Origin of the sequence: Streptomyces sp. ML-6, from assembly GCF_030116705.1 — a bacterium.
Taxonomy (GTDB): domain Bacteria; phylum Actinomycetota; class Actinomycetes; order Streptomycetales; family Streptomycetaceae; genus Streptomyces.
This window is the reverse complement of record NZ_JAOTIK010000001.1, coordinates 102585-118626: the sequence shown is the minus strand read 5'-3', so window position 1 is coordinate 118626 and position 16042 is coordinate 102585. Positions and strand designations below refer to the sequence as shown.

The following is a 16042-nucleotide window of genomic DNA, read 5'->3' as shown; positions in this document are numbered from 1 at the left end:
CGTTGCCGGGCACCATCGACGAGGCCGGCCAGGCGGCCGTTGAACCCGCACTGCAGGACGACACCGACAGCTCCGATGCAACAGGTACTTCGCCGTTCACCGACGGCGTGCGCTTGTACGTGCCGGGCGCGCACCAGACTTCGCTCGTGCTGTGCGGGGCGGGCGCCGAGCGCACCCTGGCACGTGCTCCCGCGCTGGCCTCACGCGTGCTGACCTGGCAGCACGTCCCACGCCTGGATTCCGCGCAGGTCCCCGGTGTGCTGCGCCTGTTCCACCCCTTGTGGGACACCGCGACCGACGCCGATCTGCTGCATACGGACGAGACGCGCGCACACGGCAACTTCCGCACCTGAGCGAAGACCACCTCCCACGCGTACGCCGCCCCGGACCGCCACCCCGAGCACACGGCCGATGCCGCCCTCTGCACCCGCCTTGGCCCGCGCCCCTGCCCGCCTTCACACCGGGCGATTCCCGCACGCGCGGGAAGGACCACGATGGACACCACGCCCTCCCACACCACCCCCGCCCCGGCGTCCCCGCCCGACGAGGCCGGACCCGCCCTTGACGCGGTGTCGCTGACCGCCCTGCGCGCCCCGGCCGTACAGCATCTGCTTACGCTGCGCGCCGAGCCCCGGCTCACCCGCGCCCACGTGCACACCACGGCGCAGTGCCTGAACGTCTCCGATCGCACCGTATGGCGGTGGCTGGCCGAGGCCACCACTACACCCGCCACCGCCGCCGCTCCCGGCGCCCGCCGTACCGACCGCTTCGAGATCACCCCCGAGCTGCGGGTGCTGCTGGCGTACTGGCACGGCAACGCCTCCGCGGTCCACCGCGAGCTCCTGGACGACGGCGCGGACCCGGCCACGGCCCGGCTGGCGATTGTCCTGGGGCAGCCGGTCGAAGAGATCGAGCGGCGCAAGACGACCCCCTTGTCCGCTCTCGACTTCACCTTCCGGGCGCAGGCGTCCCTGATCGTGCTGTGGATGCGGGGAGACTCCAGGACACGCCGAATCATCGAGCAGGCCATCACCAAGACGCTGCGCCGGCTCGAGGATGAGGTCGCAGAGACCCGATGGCCGTCGGGCCTGGTGATCGCGAAGTGGTGCCTCACGCCGCGCCATCGCCGCCCTGCTCCTGGCCGCCGAGGTGCTGTCCGTTCCAATGGCCTCGCCGCCACAGAAGGGCTGCGTCGGCCCGATGGTGACCTTCTGGTCCTGAACTCGGCCTGGACCGAGGTCGTGATCTGGCGGTTCCAGCCAGGTGGTCGAGCACGGCCGTCAGCTTGTTCGCCCTTGGCCTGCCCTGTTCCGTGCGGGTAGAGCGCAGTACAGGTCATCTGCCCGCGTTCCCGCCTGAGTGTGGCGGGGCCGTGCCACTGTGGTCCCACCCGCTTGGCGGGTCGTCACAGAAGGGCACCACATGCGATCGAACACGGTGAAGGCGTCGCTCGCGAGCATTGCGGCGCTGCTCGGGATCACCGCCGGGACCCTGTCGGCCTCCGGGACGGCCGTCGCGGCGACGCCGGAGAGGCACCAGAGTGTGGTCTCCGGGCCGGCCGCGGTCACCGAGGTCGAGAACCTGGGGCTGAATACTTCGCAGGCGAAGAGAGTCCAGTTCTATCTCCGCTACTACGCCGGGGTCTACAGCGGGGCGATCGACGGTCTCCTCGGGACCGAGAGCTGGAAGGGCATGCAGCGGATCCTGCGCGACAACTGGGGCTACACCGGTGCCATCGACGGCATCGTCGGGCCCGAGACGATCAAGGCCCTTCAGCGGTTCCTGAGGAGTGCCGGATACTACTCCGGTGCGGTCGACGGCATCGCAGGGGCGGGGACCCGGGCCGGGTTCGCGGCTTGGGCCAATCAGCTTCCCATGGACTGACGCCCCGACAGCCGGGGGCCTGGTCCCCGGCTGTTGCGCCGACGGGCCGCGGGGGGAAGCGCCCCCTCGCGTTCGTGTTCACCGGCCGGACGGCCGCGCAGCACACCAGCCGGATCGAGCGCCTGGAGCAGGCCGCTCATCTGGCGCTGCTCCCGTTCACGGCAGTACCACGGTGGCCGGCCGCACTCGGTCCGGCGCGGTACGCCGGAAGCCTGCCGAGTTGTCCTATGGCACCGAGTCGTCCGGCGGCCCGGTCCGGGTTTTGATCGCCGACGACCAGGTACTGCTGCGCGGCAGCCTGCGGGTGCTCGTCGACGCCGAACCCGGCCTGGTGGCCACCTCGGAGGCGGCGAACGGGATGGAGGCGGTGCGAGGTGCCCGGCAGGACCTGCCGGACGTGGTCCTGATGGACGTACGGATGCCGGGCATGGACGGCATCGAGGCGACCCGGCAGATCTGCGGTTCTCCCGGAACCGCGGCCGTCAAGGTGCTGATGCTGACGATGTTCGACCTGGACGAGTACGTCTACGCCGCGCTGCGGGCCGGTGCCAGTGGCTTCCTGCTCAAGGACACGCCGCCTGGCGAACTGATCGCGGCGATACGGGTCGTCGCCGCCGGTGACGCACTGCTGGCACCCGCGGTGACACGGCGCCTGATCGAGGAGTTCGCCCGCCGTCCGCAACCCTCGCGACCACTGCCGAACACCCTGGACGGTGTGACCGGACGCGAACGCGAAGTCCTCGTCCTCGTCGCCCGAGGCCTGTCCAACACCGAGATCGCCGAACGGCTGTACCTCGGCCTCGCCACCGTGAAGACTCACATCGGACGACTGCTCACCAAACTGGACTGCCGCGACCGCGCCCAATTGGTGATCGTCGCGTACGAGAGCGGCCTGGTCACGGCGGCACGGCCACCGACCGGTTTCTGAACGGGAGGCCAGGCCGTCGACGAGTGCGGCCCACAGCAGCAGCCCGCACAGCAACAGGCAGGGGCTTGCAGATCATTGACACGTCGTCTTGATCTTGTTGCTGGGCTCACTGGTTTGGGCGAGGACCCGGGCCCGAAGGGCTGCGAGGCCGACGGGTGGTGTCGTCGGGGGCCAAACTTTCTGTGAGTGTGCCCAGTTGCTGCCGGGACATCCCGGTCAGGGCCGCGAAGGCCTCGCCAAGTCTGTCGGTGCCCGCCTGTCACCGCCGGTGGCGCGGGCCCTCCTGGCCGGCGTCACCAACGCAGCGGGTCGCTCACCGCGTCGGTGCCCCATCGGGCCAACTGGTCAGCTATTGCGGCGAGTTCCTGTGCTGCGTAGTGGTCCGAGTGCCAGGCCGCGTACAGGGTGACCGTCAGCCGTCGCCCGTCCAGCATCAGGTGCGCGCCCTCCAGGCCGAAGCGCCGCGGTTCGATGACGATCGCAGGTCCGCGCCCGGCCCGGGCCGAGGCCTGGGCGACCGGCGCACTGGTCACCGAGTGCACCTCGATGTCGAGACCGATCCCCTCTCTGTCAGCCTTGGGTGAGACGTCCCGCTTCGTCGGGTTAGCCTGAGAGGGCACGACAGGAGAACCACCCGCTCATGACCAGCACCAACCCCGCCGGACCCGACCCGGCTGCCCGGCCGAAGCGCCGCACTTTCAGTCCCGAGTACAAGCTGCGGGTCGTGGCCGGGTACGACGCCGCGCCCAAGAACGAGAAGGGCGCGGTCCTGCGCCGCGAGCGTCTGTACCACTCGCATGTCAGGGAATGGCGGTCCGCGCGGGATGCCGGGGCCCTGGAGAAACTGGTCGACAAGCGCACCGGTCCGGCCCGGCCGAAGAAGTCCGCAGCCGAGGCGGAGAACGAGAAACTGCGCCGCCAGGTGGAACGGCTGGAGAAGGAACTGGCCCGGAACAAGGCCGCGCTGGAAGTCATGGGAAAAGCTTCCGCGCTCTTGGGAATGATCTCCGAGGGCGCGGACTGAGGGCTGCCGCCGACCCGGTGGCCGACGACGCGTTCACTGGCGTCGAGCACGAGCTCGGTATCATGGCGGCCTGCCGGCTGACCGGCCGCTCCCGGGCCACCCACTACCGCCGGCTGCGGCCCCCGCCCGAGCGAAAGCCCAGGAAACCGCAGGTCCAGCCCTCGGCCCTCACACCCGAGGAGCGGGCGGCAGTCCTGGAGCTGATGAACTCGGGCGAGTACGCCGGGCTGCCTCCCGCGCAGATCTGGGCCCGCGAACTGGATGCCGGGCGCTACCACCGCTCCATCTCCACGATGTACCGGATCCTGCGCGAGAAGGGGCAGTCCGGCGAACGCCGCCGCCAGGCCGCCCACCCGGCGAAGACGGTGCCCGAGCTGGTCGCCACCGGGCCCTCGCAGGTGTTCACCTGGGACATCACCAAGGCGGCCGTACCGGCCAGGGGCGTCTGGTACCACGCCTACGTCATCATCGACATCTTCAGCCGCTACATCGTCGGCCACACCGTCGAGGCCGCCGAATCAGCCACACGCGCCGAGGAGTTGATCCGGGAGACCATCGCCCGCAACGGCATCGTGCCCGAGACCGTACACGCCGACCGCGGCACGTCGATGACCTCCAAGAAGGTCTCCCAGCTGCTGACCGACCTCGGCGTCACGCGGTCGCACTCGCGGCCGAAGACCTCCAACGACAACCCCTGCAGCGAGGCCCACTTCAAGACCGTCAAGTACATGCCGGACCATCCCGAACGGTTCGATTCGCTGGCCCATGCCCGCGAGTGGTTCGAGGCGTTCACCGCGTACTACAACCACGAGCACCGGCATTCGGGCGTCGCCTGGCACACGCCCGCCAGCGTGCACTTCGGCACCGCCGAGGAGGTCCGCGAACAGCGGGCCGTCACCCTCGCCGAGGCATACGCCCGCCACCCCGAACGCTTCGGCCGACGCCCCCGACCACCCCGGATACCCCAGCAGGCATGGATCAACGACCCGGCCAAGCGCAGGGAACCCGCACCACAAACCTCATAGCGTCACGACCGTCTCACTGGACTTGAAATCTTCCGGGCGGACTGCTTGGTTCGCGCGGCTGATGGTCACGGCGGAGACGTTGAAGAGCTGGCCGAGGAGGTTCACTGTGGCGAGTTTGCGCAGGTGGAGCACTGTGGCCAGGATTCGGTCAGCTGGGGTGAGCTTTGCTTTTGCGCCCGTCCCGGGAGCTACCAGGCGCTCGTGACCACGAATCGCGCGGAGTGTCTGTTCACGCTGTATGAACCGCCCCGGGTGAAGTGGAGACTCGATTTCATGAAAGGATCGAGTCATGGCACGACCTTCCCGTTACCCGCTTGAGCTGCGCCGACGTGCGGTGCGCATGGTCGCCGAGGTCCGCGGCGACCACCCGACCGAGACCGCGGCCTTGCAGGCGGTGGTCGAGAAGCTGGACATCGGCTCCCGCGAGACGCTGCGGAACTGGGTCAAGCAGCACGAGATCGACGCCGGGCAGCGGCCGGGGACGACGACGGAGGAGTCCGCCCAGCTCAAGGCGTTGAAGAAGGAGAACGCCGAGCTGAAGCGGGCCAACGAGATCCTGAAGGCGGCGGCGTCTTTCTTCGCGGCCGAGCTCGACCGGCCACACACACGCTCGTAGCGTTCATCGACGAGCACAAGGGCCGCTTCGGCGGCGTCGAGCCGATCTGCAGGACGCTCACCGAGCACGACTGCAAGATCGCCCCTTCCACCTACTACGCCCACCACAAACGCCGGAGCACACCGTCGGCCAGGACCGTGCGCGATACCGAACTGAAGGAACGGATCAGCGAGGCCTTCCAGGCCAACTACCGTGTCTACGGGGCGAGGAAGATCTGGCGTGAGCTGAACCGGCAGGGCCACCGCGTGGCCCGCTGCACCGTCGAGCGCCTGATGCGTGAACTTGGCATCGCCGGAGCGGTCCGCGGCAAGCGCGTGATCACCACGCTGCCCGGCGGCCAGTCCGAACGGGCGCCGGATCTGCTGGACCGCGACTTCGTCGCCGCTGCCCCGAACCGCTGCTGGGTCGCGGACTTCACCCACGTCAAAACCTGGTCCGGTGTCGTCCACGTCGCCTTCGTCGTGGATACGTTTTCCCGCCGGATCGTGGGCTGGTCCGCAGCCACCGTGAAGGAAACGATCTTCGTCCTGGACGCCCTGGAGATGGCCGTGTGGCAACGTGACCGAGACCAACATCCGGTGCGGCCGGGCGAGTTGATCCACCACTCGGATGCCGGATCGCAATATACGAGTTTCCGGCTCGCCGAGCATCTGGACACCGCCGGCATCGCCGCCTCGATCGGATCGGTCGGTGACGCCTACGACAATGCCCTGATGGAGAGCACGATCGGCCTGTACAAAACCGAGCTGATCAAGCCCCGGCGGCCCTGGAAATCGCTCGCCCAGGTCGAGCTGGCCACCGCCGAATGGACCGACTGGTACAACCACCGCAGGCTCCACGGTGAGATAGGCCACGTCCCGCCCGTCGAGTACGAAGCCAACTACTACATGGAATCCACGAAACCCCAGGTCACAACCACAATCTGAGATCTCTACCGAACCCGGGGCGGTTCAGAGCGCCATCGGGCGCCCGTCGAGGCGGCAGACGGGACCATTGAAGTGGCTGCGATGACGACGAGGTAGGCCGGCCGTGCAGCGGGCCGACGAGCGTCGCGATCGCTTGCGTGTGTGTGGTGAGCAGGTTGCCCAGCAGAACCGCGAAGGAGGCGGTCTCGGCGCCGGCCGCGATCCGCAACATATGCACCGGGATCACGCTCCCGTGGTCGAGCCGGGGCGGACGATCATCAGGATGACGACGATCGCCCAGAGGGCGTTGAAGATGCCGGTGAGCATGGTCAGCCGGGTCGCCGCGGGACGCTGCCCGTCCTGGGGCAACGCGAGCAGGCGCTGCTGGCCGGGCAGGATGGCCATGGCCAGGATGGCCGCGGCGATCACGGTCAACGTGAGCGACGCGAGCAGCCAGGCGTCGGTGAGGACGCCGGCTGGGCGCCGGTGGCCAGCCCGAAGACCGGCACGGCGAGACCGGCGACGGCGTAGCCGCGGCAGATCCGGTGCAGGAGTGCGGCGATCCCGGCGGCTCGCCCGTCCGGATCCTGGCCGCCGGATGCCTGCAGCGCGTAGCGGGGGAACATGGACGCGGCCACTGTGATCGATCCGACCGCCAGAATCGCCGCGAGGACATGTACGGACAGCAGCACCTTGGTCACTGCGGATTCCTCCGAGCAGAAGCGTGAATGTGTTGGCTGCCAATACATACACTGCCTACGGCAATTTTGGGTAGGCTGCCTACTCATGAGGGCAGACGCGGTGCGAGGGCACCTGGACGGACTGTTGCTGGCCGTGCTTGAACCAGGCCCGCTGCACGGCTACGCGATCATCGCTGCGGTTCAACACCGCAGCGGGGGCGCACTTGAGCTGCGCACGGGCACGATCTACCCGGCCTTGAACCGGCTGGAGCGGCTCGGGCTGCTGAGCAGCAGCTGGCAATCTTCTGGTGAACGACGACGGCGATGCTACGAACTCACCGACGCCGGACGACGCACCCTGGCCAGCGAGCGCACCGCGTGGAGCGAGTTCACCACAGCGATCGGCTCGGTCCTGAACCCCGCCGCACCGCCCGGGTTTGCCACATGAACGTCACCAGCCGGCAAGCCGACCCCATCGAGGATTACATCGAGGCCCTGACAGCCGCCCTGCACGGCCCGGCCCGAATCAAGGCCCGGATGATCGAGGAGATACGCGACGGCCTCATGGACACGGTAACGGCGCACACCCGCGAAGGAATGGCCCACCAGCGCGCCGCCCACCAAGCAGTAGAAGAGTTCGGGACCCTCGATGAACTCGTGCCGAGCTGCCAACGGGAACTGACCATTGCCCAGGCCCGGCACACCGCCCGGGCCGTCGCCCTCACCGCCCCCTTCCTGGTCGCCTGCTGGTACCTGGCCTGGACCACCGACCACGATCAACCCTGGCAGCTGCCACGCACGGCTCAGATGCTGGCCGTTCATCTAGCCGGTTTTTCCAGCGTCGCAGCACTACTCGCCGCGGCGACGCTGGCCGCCACCGGCACCCTCGCCCGCTGGCTGCCCATTCCGCACCAACTACCCCTCGCGGTCGCATGGACCGGCACTACCGCCAGCGTTGTCATGGCGGTCGCGACGCTCGCGCTCGCCACCGCCTCCGTCCTGGCCACGAACTGGCCACTGCTCGCGTTCGCTGGCGCACTCGCAGCCGCGTCGCACGCCGTGGTGGCAGCCTCGGCCCGCGCCTGCCGCCAATGTGCGCGCCTGCCGGCCATGTGACCCATCGCCTCTTGGTGGCGCGGCTGACGTGCCCTCAGACACGTCACCGGGTCATCAGCCACTGGATCAAGATCACCGAATCGCCGGTGGTCACCCGTGTGCGGCCGGCTGCTGGTCGTCGGCGGCCACTGGTGCGCGAGGGCCCGGCACGGTAACCGCGGCGAGGTCCAGGCGGGCGTCCATGTCGAGGTTCACCTCCCCGTACATCTCCTTATCCGGACACCTTCGAGTGACGCCTGAACTGGTGCCGTGGCGGTGAAGGTGCCGGTCTCGTCGGGCCGTCCGAGTGCAGGCTCGGGGAGGCCGGTGTGCGGGTGGTCGAGGAACGCGATGGCGGTGTCGTACGACGGGTCCGGTTGGTGGACGGTGACGGTGAACCGGCCACGGCGGCCTGCCGGTTCCTGCATCATCTGGTCGACCGGGGTTTCTCGCCGCATACGATCTGTGCGTACGCGTACGACCTGCGGCGGCTGTTCACCTTTCTCGCTGCTGAGGGCATGGACTGGCGCGAGTTCCGGGGCCCGGATGCCTTGCGGCTGCTGGCGTTCCTGCGGCAGGCGCCGTCGCGTCGGCCCGCCCAGCGGCTGGGCCTGACGGTCGTGGTCGGCGGTCCGGAGGCGTCGGGCAGTCTGCTCGCTCCGGCGACGGTGAATCGGATCCTGGCGGCCGTCTCCAGCTTCTACGACTGGGCGGTGGCCGCCGAGGAGTACAACGGCGACTCGCCGATGCAGAAGCGCCTTGACCCCGCGCTTGCCCGGGTGCCGGACCGGCATCAGCCGTTCATGGGCCGCGCGAGCCGTCAGCAGCGGACTCGCCGCACGGTGACGGTCAAGCAGCCGCGGCGGCTGCCGCGCCCCGTGGACGAGGCGGTGCTGGAGCAGTTCATCGGCAGCTTGGAGCGGTTGCGGGACCTGGCGGTGTTCTTGCCGATGCTGGATGGCGGGTTGCGGCCGGGCGAGGTGCTGTCGCTGCACCTGGATGACATCTCCTACGGCCGCCGCCGGGTGAGGGTCCGCAAGCGTGACGATCATCCGCGCGGGGTCCGTGGCAAGTCCCGCACCGAGAGGGTGGTGGACCTGCACGAGCCTCGCACCCTGGAGGCGGTCAGCCGCTATGTGATGCACGAGCGTCCCCTCGATGCGACCAGCCCGTTCGTGTTCCTGGTCGGTGGGAAGGGCACCCGCTGTCTGGAGCCGTTGGGCTACGACGCGGTGGTGCGGCTGTTCGCGCGGCGGCTGGACAAGCTCGGCCTGCGCACGCCGGAGACCACGCCGCACGCGCTGCGGCACACGCACGCCACGGCGATGTGGGAGGGCGGGATGCGGGAGCTGTCGTTGCAAAAGCGATTGGGGCATGCGTCGCCGGAGTCGGCGAAGGTTTACACCCGGGTCTCCGACGAGGCCGTGCTGGCCGACTACGCCCGCGCCCTGGAGAACAACCGGTGACCGCGCTCACCCTGGCGCCCGCCCCGGAACCGGGCCGCCGCCGGTGCCACGCGCCGAGGCAGGAGTACTTCGCCTGGGTCCGCGCGACGTTCGCCGACGCCCCGGCGTCGATCAAGTTCCGCCGCTACTCCTACAACCGCTTCCTCGAACACTGGCCGAACCTGGAGGACTGGTTCGCCGAACCACTGCTGGTCCGCCTGGACCTGCACGGACGCGTCGCGCACGAGTCCGGCAAACGCATCGGGTCGGCCCACGAGGCAGGCCCCTATCTGGCCTACCTCTCGCTGGTGCACGGTCTCCGGCTGGACGCCGACTACGTCCTCAGCCGGAACTTCGACAGCCTGTTCGTCCCCAAGGTCGCCGTCGGGCTCGGGCTGGACCTGGATCTGCTCGATTCGTTCTCTGCCCGCATGCTCCAGCTCGGTTATGCGCCTGTCAGCGGCCGGTCCGTCCTGACCTGGACCTTCACCCGCCTTCTCCTGATGCGCGGTGACCCCGATCTGCGCGCGATCCGGCTCGACGACCTCACCGCGCTCGCCGAAGAGATCAAGCGCTACTGAGCCCGGCCGGAGGCCGGGTTCGTGCGGGCCGGCCATGTCTCCAACGCACGCCGCCGCATGCCCACGGACCAGCTCGCCGAGATCTACCAGAAGGCGTGTCTGACCCGGCTGCCCGGCGTCCATGTGCTGCTGTTCAACATCGGACAGGTCCCCGAGCCGCCATTCCACGACCTGAAGACCGCCGAACTCTGGCGAACCGAACTCACCCCTCCCGAGACGCCGTCGGCCCTCGCCGCCCCAGTGACGCGCTGGCTTTTGGGCCGGTTGCAGACGAGCGACCGCGCGGAGTCCGTCCGCCACTCACGCGACGCCCTCCGCTACTTCCTGCGCTGGCTCGCCCGGGCTCACCCCGAGATCGATGCGATGACCCAGCTGGAGCGGCGGCACGTCGAGGGCTTCATGGCCCACCTCCACGAACACACCAACGCCCGCACCGGACGGCCGCTGACAGCCCGATCCCGCTGTACCTACCTCAGCCCACTGCTTCAGTTCTTCCGCGAGACCAGCCAATAGGGCTGGAGCGATGTCCCGGGCCGACCCCTGCTCGGCCGCTCGGACATGCCCAAACTCCCCTCCGCGCTGCCGCGGTTCATCCGCCGGGCCGAGCTGGACCGCCTCATGGACGCGGTCGAAGAACTCGAAGACCCGCACCAACGAGCCGCTCTGCTTCTGCTGCGCTGGAGCGGTGCCCGGCGCGGGGAGATCGCACGGCTGACCCTGGACTGCCCGGACGCCTACCCCGACGGCTATCCGCGTCTGCGGATCCCGGTCGGCAAGACCTACGCCGAGCGCATGGTCCCCCTGCATCCCCAGGCGGCGGACGCCCTGCGCGAACTGACCGACGCGGCCAAGGTCGCGAACGCCGCGGCCCGCCACGACACATGGGCTCAGCGGCCAGTCCGCTACGTGTGGCTTCGTTCACTTCCAGGGGCAGCGTTTGTCTGGCAGTTCGGGCAGCAGTTGTGAATCTTGAGGCCCGTGAATGTTCATGAGAGATAGCAGCGCGAGCCACGCGCGGTGCGTCACTGCCCGGCGGGTGCTCGGGTGAGTCCGATTCCGACCTTGGTCAGCATCTGGCCGAGGGGGCGGAGGGCTCGTGCCCGTGTCGGCACTCCGCGCGCTGTTCCCGTCCAGTGGGCGTCGGTGAGCTTCTCTGCCGCAGCGAGGGTCCGGTCGTCGTCCTGGGCGGCCAGCGTCTTCGGCAGCAACCGCACCGCCTCACGGCCCTCACCAGCGGGCGGCGGGGAACCTGGTGTCAGGGGGCCGGCCGGTAATGGGTGACGGAGATTCCGCGCCGCTCAGTCGGTGGCGGACAGACGGAACTCCAGGATGTCCTCATCGCCGAGGACCTGCCCGGTGGGGACGAATCCGGCAGAGGTGTAGAGCGCCCTGGCCGCGAGGTTGTCCGTGCGTACCCCCAGCCGCAGCACCGGCGCGTCGAACGCTTCCCGCACGTGGGCGATGACCTGCTGGAGAGCGGCTCGTCCCAGACCCATTCCCTGGTGATCCTTGTCGATCATCAAGCGGTAGAGCCACATCTGACCGTCGTCGGGATCGGGACCGTACATCGCGAAGCCCACGGCGTGCTCATCATGCATCACCGCACGGGTCACGAAGCCCGGCAAGAAGCGACTTTCCGCGATCGAATACAGGTTGGACGCGATGAGGTCGCGCTGGTCGTCGGCCACCGTCAGGTCGGCCACCTCCTCCCAGGTCTCCCGGCACAGGTCGTCAAGGCTCACACGAATCGGCATGGGTTATCCCTACCGGATCTCCGCGCGGGCCGTCATGCGGATATTCATGCGATCAGGTGCATGTGGACGTCCACCGGGGTCTTCCAGACGCTCGTGGAAGCGGTGATCACCGAGGCCGCGGCACGCGACGACACCGATCTCGGCCTGGTCGGCGTGGATCCCACCGTTGCCCGCGCGCATCACCACGCAGTGAGCATGGCTGCCGTAACGCTGGGGGGTGGTCAGTTGGGGTGTGGGGGGTGTGTGAGCTGGGGTGTTTTCGACGGGCAGTTTTGGCCCCACTCCACACCCGCACCGCCCTGACGCGCACCGGACGGACCCGAGTCGACCAGGAGGTACTGCGCTGGGCCTTCAGCCGACTCGGCTCAGGCGTGTAGGTTGCCCCGGCCCCTCAGACAACGGCCGGTCGGCGACACGGGCCCGGGGCCCTGGGGGGCCGGGAATGACAGGGCCTTCAGGACTTTGTGCCTGTCACTCACCGTCGGTCTGGGCTGCACGGCCCTGCACGGCTGCTGTCCGGGCCGGCTGCTTATGTGAGGCGGCCCAGGGGAATTTCGCCGGCTCGGGGGTCCGCTTCCGGTCAGTGCGCCTGGCGTTACGCTTGCGGCGCGGCTTGCGCGAGGGCGTCACGGTACCCGGGGATGTGCCGGGTCGTCCGCATCTCGATCAGGTCGGACCAGGTGAGCACCGAGTCACTCACGTACTCCCCGTCGCGGTCGTGCATGCGCAGCGTGAGCCGGGCCTGGGTGTTGGCGGGGGAGCATGCCACCAGCAGGGACCGCAGTTCCGCCCAGTTGCGACGCACGCTGTCGACCCGCTGCGCATGCGTGGTGGTGCTGACCATCTTCTTGATCCGGTCGGGGTCCGTCGAGGGCTGGTTGTCGACGGTGGCGGGGTGGCCGTTGATCTGCTCGCGGAGCGCGGTGGTGATGATCCGGTCGGCCGGTGCGATGTGGCACAGCCGCCAGTCGATGTCGGCGCATGTGGCTGCATCGAGGGGTGGGGTGTCGGTGATGGCCTCGGCCTGGGCGATCAGGCTGTCGTAGTGCCGGTCCTTGGGAGCGAGCTGGTTGATTTCGGTGATACCGCCGAGGAAGGCCAGCCCTGCCCGACGCCGCCGATGACGGTGGCGGTCAGCAGCAGGGCGAGTGAGCCGGCGCCGCTGCTACCGCCGGCAGGACCAGACCGGAAGCCGGCAGGACCAGGCCGGGGATCCGGATACCGAGCGCCTGGCGGCCTGACGCTGCGATCTGGGCGGCCACGGAACAGGCGAGCATCAGCGCGACTGCACCACCGGCCAGGGCGAGGTTGCCGCTGCCGGAAAGCTTGGTGACGTAGGTCGGTACGAGGCTCAGGAACAGTCCGATCACCGAGAAGGCCAGGAAGCCGGCCATACCGCTGGAGACGAACGCGCCGCGCCTCGGGGTCAAGGTTCACCAGATCGTCTTGCCCTGGGCAGGAGGCGGGTGCCCCAGCGGGGCGGCGAACCGGCCGACGAGGTAGAGGCTGTGGCCACCCTCGTCCGTGTCGGCGGGGTTACCAGCGTCGCGCCCGTGTGCGGTTCGCGCCGGTGACACCGCACGGCTCTCGTCCTTGACCGGTTGTGCGCTGTCGTGCCAACCCCTGGGCGCAGGAGGTCAACACCGTCGGTCGGGTCGCTCATAGCTTGAAGAAGTGCCGAGCCGCGGAGGTGGCGGGCACGTTACCGATTGCTTCGAAAGGACCCCTCATGTTCGACGTCAGCAAGGTGCAGGCCGCTCCGAGCAAGGATCTGCTCACGCCCGACAACTCGGTCATGCTCTTCGTGGACCACCAGCCGCAGATGTTCTTCGGCACCGGCAGCGGTGACCGTGCCGCGATCATCAACAGCACCGTGGGTCTCGCCAAGGCGGCCAAGGCGTTCGACGTTCCGGCCGTCCTGACCACGGTCGCCGCCGAGTCCTTCTCCGGGCCCCTGCTGCCGCAGCTTGCCGAGGTGTTCCCCAAGAACGAGGTCATCGACCGCACCACCATGAACGCCTGGGAGGACGAGGCGCTCGTGGCGGCGGTCAAGGCGACCGGGCGCAAGAAGATCATCCTGTCGGGTCTGTGGACCGAGGTCTGCCTGGTGCTGCCCGCGCTCTCCGCGCTTGAGCAAGGCTACGAGGTGTACGTCGTGACCGACGCCTCTGGTGGCGTCAGCCCGGCCGCCCACGAGCACGCACTGCAGCGGATGATCGCCGCCGGCGCCGTCCCCGTGACCTGGGTCCAGGTCCTTCTGGAGCTGCAGCGCGACTGGGCGCGCCAGGAGACGTACGGCGCCGTCATGGAGATCGTCAAGGCCCACGCGGGTGCGTACGGCCTGGGGGTCGTGTACGCGCAGTCGGTCATTGGCGCGCACGCGGCAGGCTGAATCCTGTGGACACCGGCATTCTGATCCTGCGTCTGCTGGTGGGACTGCTCGTCGCCGGCCACGGTGTGCAGAAGGTCAGTTCGCACCTGGGCGGCAAGGGACTTGAGGGTGGTACCGAGGAGTTCCGCGCCGACGGCTTCCGCGGCGGTGTCCTCACCGCCCTGGCGGCGGGCGGTGGTCAGATCGGCTCCGGCCTGCTGCTCGCCGCCGGCCTCCTGACCCCGCTCGCCGCGACCGGCGCCATCGGGGTCATGACCGTCGCCCTCACCGTGAAATGGCGCCACGGGCTCTGGGTGCAGAACGACGGATACGAGTACCCGCTCGTCCTCATCGGCACCGCCGCCGCTCTCGCCGCCACCGGACCCGGCGCCTGGTCCCTCGACGCGGTCCTCGGCCTCACGCCGTACCCGCTGTGGTGGGCCGCCCTCGCGCTCGTGGCCGGTCTCGGCAGCGGCCTCCTCACCTGGCTCGTCCTGCACCGGCCCCCCGCCCCGGCGATTGCCGAGCGCTGAGCGCGAGCAACGCAGACCGGGTCCGGCCGCCCGTGTACCCCCGACCGGGCGGCCGGGCCCACCCATCTCTTTCCCCACCAGTCGATCAGGAGTACTCGATGGACACCCTCACGACCCCGCACGGCGGCGGTCAGCCGCTGCTGCATCAGAAGGGCGCCGAGACCCAGGCGTTCGGCACGCTCAAGCAGTTGCCGATCGGCCTCGGCCACGACACCCGCATGTACGCCTGCCAGCGGCTGAACCGCGTCCTCGCCGACACGCAGATCCTCTACTCCCTCTACAAGAAGCACCACTGGCTCATGCGCGGGGCGACCTTCTACTCGCTCCACCTGATGCTGGACAAGCACGCCGAGGCCCAGCTGGCCATCGTGGACGCGCTGGCCGAGCGGGTACAGAGCCTCGGCGGCGTCGCCGTCGGGGACCCGCGCCACGTCGCGGAGCTGACGGCGATCCCCCGTCCGCCGGACGGCGTCGAGCCGGTGCCCGTCATGCTGTCACGGCTCCTCGACGCGCACGAGCGGATCCTGATCGACGCGAGGGACGCCGCCGCCCGGCTTTCCGGGGAGGGCGACGAGGGCAGCGCCGACCTGCTCGTCTCCGACGTCATCCGTACCGGCGAGGCGCAGGTGTGGTTCCTGGCCGAGCACCTCGTGGACACCCCTCTGGTGCACGGCTGATGGACACGTACGACGTCGTCGTGGTCGGTGGCGGTCCGGCCGGCGAGGTCGTCGCCGACCGGACCGCCAGGTGGGGGCTGACCGCCGTCGTCGAGGCCGAGGCGGTCGGCGGCGAATGCTCCTACCGCGCCTGCGTGCTGAGCAAGGCCCTGCTGCGTCCCGGCGCCGCCCGAGCGGAGGCCCGCTCGGTCGACGGGGCCCGCCAGACGGTCACTGCGGCCCTCGACCCGGCGCGGGTGCTGGCCCGCCGGGACCGCTTCAGCGGGCGCGGTGACGACGCAGGCCAGGCCGACTGGCTCGACGGTGCGGGCATCGCGCTGGTACGGGGGCACGGACGGCTCGCCGGTGAGCGCCGGGTGGAGGTGACTGGGGCCGACGGCACGGTCCGCACCCTGCGGGCCCGGCATGCGGTCGTGGTCTGCACTGGCACGGAACCCGCCCTTCCGCCGGTCGAGGGGCTCGACCGGGTCGGTGTGTGGACCAACCGGCAGGCGACCACTGCCGACGTGGTGCCCGCGCGGTTC

At 69.5% G+C, this 16042-nt stretch carries 23 protein-coding genes and 3 pseudogenes; 17 read left to right on the top strand and 9 right to left on the bottom strand.

Translation table 11 applies throughout. The annotated features are described in order from the left end of the window. Positions 1-2 precede the first annotated feature (2 nt). The 4 genes from OCT49_RS00605 (at position 3) to OCT49_RS00590 (ending at position 2812) form a co-directional block, all read left to right on the top strand. The gene (locus OCT49_RS00605; RefSeq protein WP_283856029.1) at positions 3-353 is read left to right on the top strand and encodes a hypothetical protein; all 351 of its coding nucleotides are present in this window, start codon (positions 3-5) and stop codon (positions 351-353) included. A 141-nt stretch (positions 354-494) separates the two neighbouring features. After that, positions 495-1322, top strand: coding sequence for a hypothetical protein (locus OCT49_RS00600; protein ID WP_283849913.1), 828 nt, complete (start codon positions 495-497; stop codon positions 1320-1322). Positions 1323-1422: 100 nt separating this feature from the next. Further along, entirely contained in the window at positions 1423-1884 is a 462-nt protein-coding gene (locus tag OCT49_RS00595) for a peptidoglycan-binding domain-containing protein (protein ID WP_283849912.1), read from the top strand. 220 nt (positions 1885-2104) lie between these two features. Then, positions 2105-2812 carry a response regulator gene (locus tag OCT49_RS00590; RefSeq protein ID WP_283849911.1) on the top strand — a complete coding sequence of 236 codons (708 nt, stop codon included), beginning with the start codon at positions 2105-2107 and terminating at the stop codon, positions 2810-2812. 293 nt (positions 2813-3105) lie between these two features. Here the strand turns inward: OCT49_RS00590 and OCT49_RS00585 are convergent, their stop codons facing one another. Then, on the bottom strand, positions 3106-3345 hold the full coding sequence (locus OCT49_RS00585; RefSeq protein ID WP_283849910.1) for a hypothetical protein: 240 nt from the start codon (positions 3343-3345) through the stop codon (positions 3106-3108). 107 nt (positions 3346-3452) lie between these two features. Between OCT49_RS00585 and OCT49_RS00580 the strand changes: the two genes are divergently transcribed. Both OCT49_RS00580 and OCT49_RS00575 read left to right on the top strand, forming a co-directional pair. After that, positions 3453-3836: a hypothetical protein gene (locus OCT49_RS00580; RefSeq protein WP_283849909.1), complete on the top strand. Its 384-nt coding sequence runs from the start codon at positions 3453-3455 to the stop codon at positions 3834-3836. Between the two features lie 17 nt (positions 3837-3853). After that, complete coding sequence (locus OCT49_RS00575) at positions 3854-4861, top strand: IS3 family transposase (RefSeq protein ID WP_283849908.1); 1008 nt, start codon at positions 3854-3856, stop codon at positions 4859-4861. 33 nt (positions 4862-4894) lie between these two features. Here OCT49_RS00575 and OCT49_RS00570 read toward each other — a convergent pair. After that, a pseudogene (locus tag OCT49_RS00570) lies at positions 4895-5104 on the bottom strand (transposase family protein); the annotation flags it as partial. 46 nt (positions 5105-5150) lie between these two features. Here OCT49_RS00570 and OCT49_RS00565 point away from each other — a divergent pair. Beyond that, a protein-coding gene (locus tag OCT49_RS00565; RefSeq protein WP_283849835.1) for an IS3 family transposase occupies positions 5151-6403 on the top strand; the annotation gives its coding sequence in 2 pieces (ribosomal slippage) (positions 5151-5433 and positions 5433-6403; 1254 coding nt in all). Positions 6404-6625: 222 nt separating this feature from the next. On the opposite strand, the pseudogene OCT49_RS00560 reads toward OCT49_RS00565, so the two are convergent. Then, positions 6626-7083: pseudogene (locus OCT49_RS00560) on the bottom strand (hypothetical protein). Between the two features lie 85 nt (positions 7084-7168). Here OCT49_RS00560 and OCT49_RS00555 point away from each other — a divergent pair. The 6 genes from OCT49_RS00555 to OCT49_RS00530 all read left to right on the top strand — a co-directional run bounded on the left by OCT49_RS00555 (position 7169) and on the right by OCT49_RS00530 (position 11149). Continuing rightward, entirely contained in the window at positions 7169-7510 is a 342-nt protein-coding gene (locus OCT49_RS00555) for a PadR family transcriptional regulator (protein ID WP_283849906.1), read from the top strand. Further along, a complete protein-coding gene (locus OCT49_RS00550; protein WP_283849905.1) occupies positions 7507-8178 on the top strand; it encodes a permease prefix domain 1-containing protein in 672 nt (223 codons plus the stop codon). The genes OCT49_RS00555 and OCT49_RS00550 overlap by 4 nt, the downstream gene beginning before the upstream one ends. A gap of 308 nt (positions 8179-8486) precedes the next feature. Next, complete coding sequence (locus OCT49_RS00545; protein WP_283849904.1) at positions 8487-9623, top strand: tyrosine-type recombinase/integrase; 1137 nt, start codon at positions 8487-8489, stop codon at positions 9621-9623. Beyond that, positions 9620-10183, top strand: coding sequence for a hypothetical protein (locus tag OCT49_RS00540; RefSeq protein ID WP_283849903.1), 564 nt, complete (start codon positions 9620-9622; stop codon positions 10181-10183). Before OCT49_RS00545 ends, OCT49_RS00540 begins: the two co-directional genes overlap by 4 nt. 57 nt (positions 10184-10240) lie before the next feature. Beyond that, positions 10241-10696: a site-specific integrase gene (locus tag OCT49_RS00535; RefSeq protein WP_283849902.1), complete on the top strand. Its 456-nt coding sequence runs from the start codon at positions 10241-10243 to the stop codon at positions 10694-10696. 45 nt (positions 10697-10741) lie between these two features. Then, positions 10742-11149, top strand: a complete 408-nt coding sequence (locus OCT49_RS00530; RefSeq protein ID WP_283849901.1) for a tyrosine-type recombinase/integrase — start codon at positions 10742-10744, stop codon at positions 11147-11149. 56 nt (positions 11150-11205) lie between these two features. Here OCT49_RS00530 and OCT49_RS00525 read toward each other — a convergent pair whose 3' ends face one another. From OCT49_RS00525 to OCT49_RS00500, 6 genes are all read right to left on the bottom strand, one after another. Beyond that, on the bottom strand, positions 11206-11391 hold the full coding sequence (locus OCT49_RS00525; protein WP_283849900.1) for a hypothetical protein: 186 nt from the start codon (positions 11389-11391) through the stop codon (positions 11206-11208). Positions 11392-11481: 90 nt separating this feature from the next. Next, complete coding sequence (locus tag OCT49_RS00520; RefSeq protein ID WP_283849899.1) at positions 11482-11937, bottom strand: GNAT family N-acetyltransferase; 456 nt, start codon at positions 11935-11937, stop codon at positions 11482-11484. Positions 11938-11946: 9 nt separating this feature from the next. Then, positions 11947-12123, bottom strand: coding sequence for a hypothetical protein (locus OCT49_RS00515; protein WP_283849898.1), 177 nt, complete (start codon positions 12121-12123; stop codon positions 11947-11949). A 409-nt stretch (positions 12124-12532) separates the two neighbouring features. Next, positions 12533-12781 (bottom strand): hypothetical protein, encoded by a 249-nt coding sequence (locus OCT49_RS00510; protein WP_283849897.1) that lies wholly within the window; start codon positions 12779-12781, stop codon positions 12533-12535. A gap of 289 nt (positions 12782-13070) precedes the next feature. Then, positions 13071-13331 (bottom strand): 6TM ABC transporter family protein, encoded by a 261-nt coding sequence (locus OCT49_RS00505; protein ID WP_283849896.1) that lies wholly within the window; start codon positions 13329-13331, stop codon positions 13071-13073. Between the two features lie 39 nt (positions 13332-13370). Continuing rightward, entirely contained in the window at positions 13371-13514 is a 144-nt protein-coding gene (locus OCT49_RS00500; protein ID WP_283849895.1) for a hypothetical protein, read from the bottom strand. Between the two features lie 152 nt (positions 13515-13666). On the opposite strand from OCT49_RS00500, the gene OCT49_RS00495 reads away from it, so the two are divergent. The 4 genes and pseudogenes from OCT49_RS00495 to OCT49_RS00480 form a co-directional block, all read left to right on the top strand. Beyond that, positions 13667-14329, top strand: a complete 663-nt coding sequence (locus OCT49_RS00495; protein WP_283849894.1) for a hydrolase — start codon at positions 13667-13669, stop codon at positions 14327-14329. 5 nt (positions 14330-14334) lie between these two features. Beyond that, on the top strand, positions 14335-14841 hold the full coding sequence (locus tag OCT49_RS00490) for a DoxX family membrane protein (protein WP_283849893.1): 507 nt from the start codon (positions 14335-14337) through the stop codon (positions 14839-14841). 98 nt (positions 14842-14939) lie between these two features. Next, the gene (locus tag OCT49_RS00485) at positions 14940-15518 is read left to right on the top strand and encodes a Dps family protein (protein WP_283849892.1); all 579 of its coding nucleotides are present in this window, start codon (positions 14940-14942) and stop codon (positions 15516-15518) included. After that, positions 15518-16009, top strand: a pseudogene (locus OCT49_RS00480) (FAD-dependent oxidoreductase); the annotation flags it as partial. The gene OCT49_RS00485 and the pseudogene OCT49_RS00480, both read left to right, overlap by 1 nt. Positions 16010-16042 lie beyond the last annotated feature (33 nt).

What these genes read in the sequence shown, in the direction of transcription:
- OCT49_RS00535 (WP_283849902.1), top strand. Translation starts at nt 10,241, where the DNA reads ATGCCCACGGACCAGCTCGCCGAGATCTACCAGAAGGCGTGTCTGACC.
- OCT49_RS00580 (WP_283849909.1), top strand. Translation starts at nt 3,453, where the DNA reads ATGACCAGCACCAACCCCGCCGGACCCGACCCGGCTGCCCGGCCGAAG.
- OCT49_RS00520 (WP_283849899.1), bottom strand. Translation starts at nt 11,937, where the DNA reads ATGCCGATTCGTGTGAGCCTTGACGACCTGTGCCGGGAGACCTGGGAG.
- OCT49_RS00530 (WP_283849901.1), top strand. Translation starts at nt 10,742, where the DNA reads ATGCCCAAACTCCCCTCCGCGCTGCCGCGGTTCATCCGCCGGGCCGAG.
- OCT49_RS00485 (WP_283849892.1), top strand. Translation starts at nt 14,940, where the DNA reads ATGGACACCCTCACGACCCCGCACGGCGGCGGTCAGCCGCTGCTGCAT.
- OCT49_RS00505 (WP_283849896.1), bottom strand. Translation starts at nt 13,331, where the DNA reads ATGGCCGGCTTCCTGGCCTTCTCGGTGATCGGACTGTTCCTGAGCCTC.
- OCT49_RS00600 (WP_283849913.1), top strand. Translation starts at nt 495, where the DNA reads ATGGACACCACGCCCTCCCACACCACCCCCGCCCCGGCGTCCCCGCCC.
- OCT49_RS00555 (WP_283849906.1), top strand. Translation starts at nt 7,169, where the DNA reads ATGAGGGCAGACGCGGTGCGAGGGCACCTGGACGGACTGTTGCTGGCC.
- OCT49_RS00510 (WP_283849897.1), bottom strand. Translation starts at nt 12,781, where the DNA reads ATGGTCAGCACCACCACGCATGCGCAGCGGGTCGACAGCGTGCGTCGC.
- OCT49_RS00495 (WP_283849894.1), top strand. Translation starts at nt 13,667, where the DNA reads ATGTTCGACGTCAGCAAGGTGCAGGCCGCTCCGAGCAAGGATCTGCTC.
- OCT49_RS00550 (WP_283849905.1), top strand. Translation starts at nt 7,507, where the DNA reads ATGAACGTCACCAGCCGGCAAGCCGACCCCATCGAGGATTACATCGAG.
- OCT49_RS00595 (WP_283849912.1), top strand. Translation starts at nt 1,423, where the DNA reads ATGCGATCGAACACGGTGAAGGCGTCGCTCGCGAGCATTGCGGCGCTG.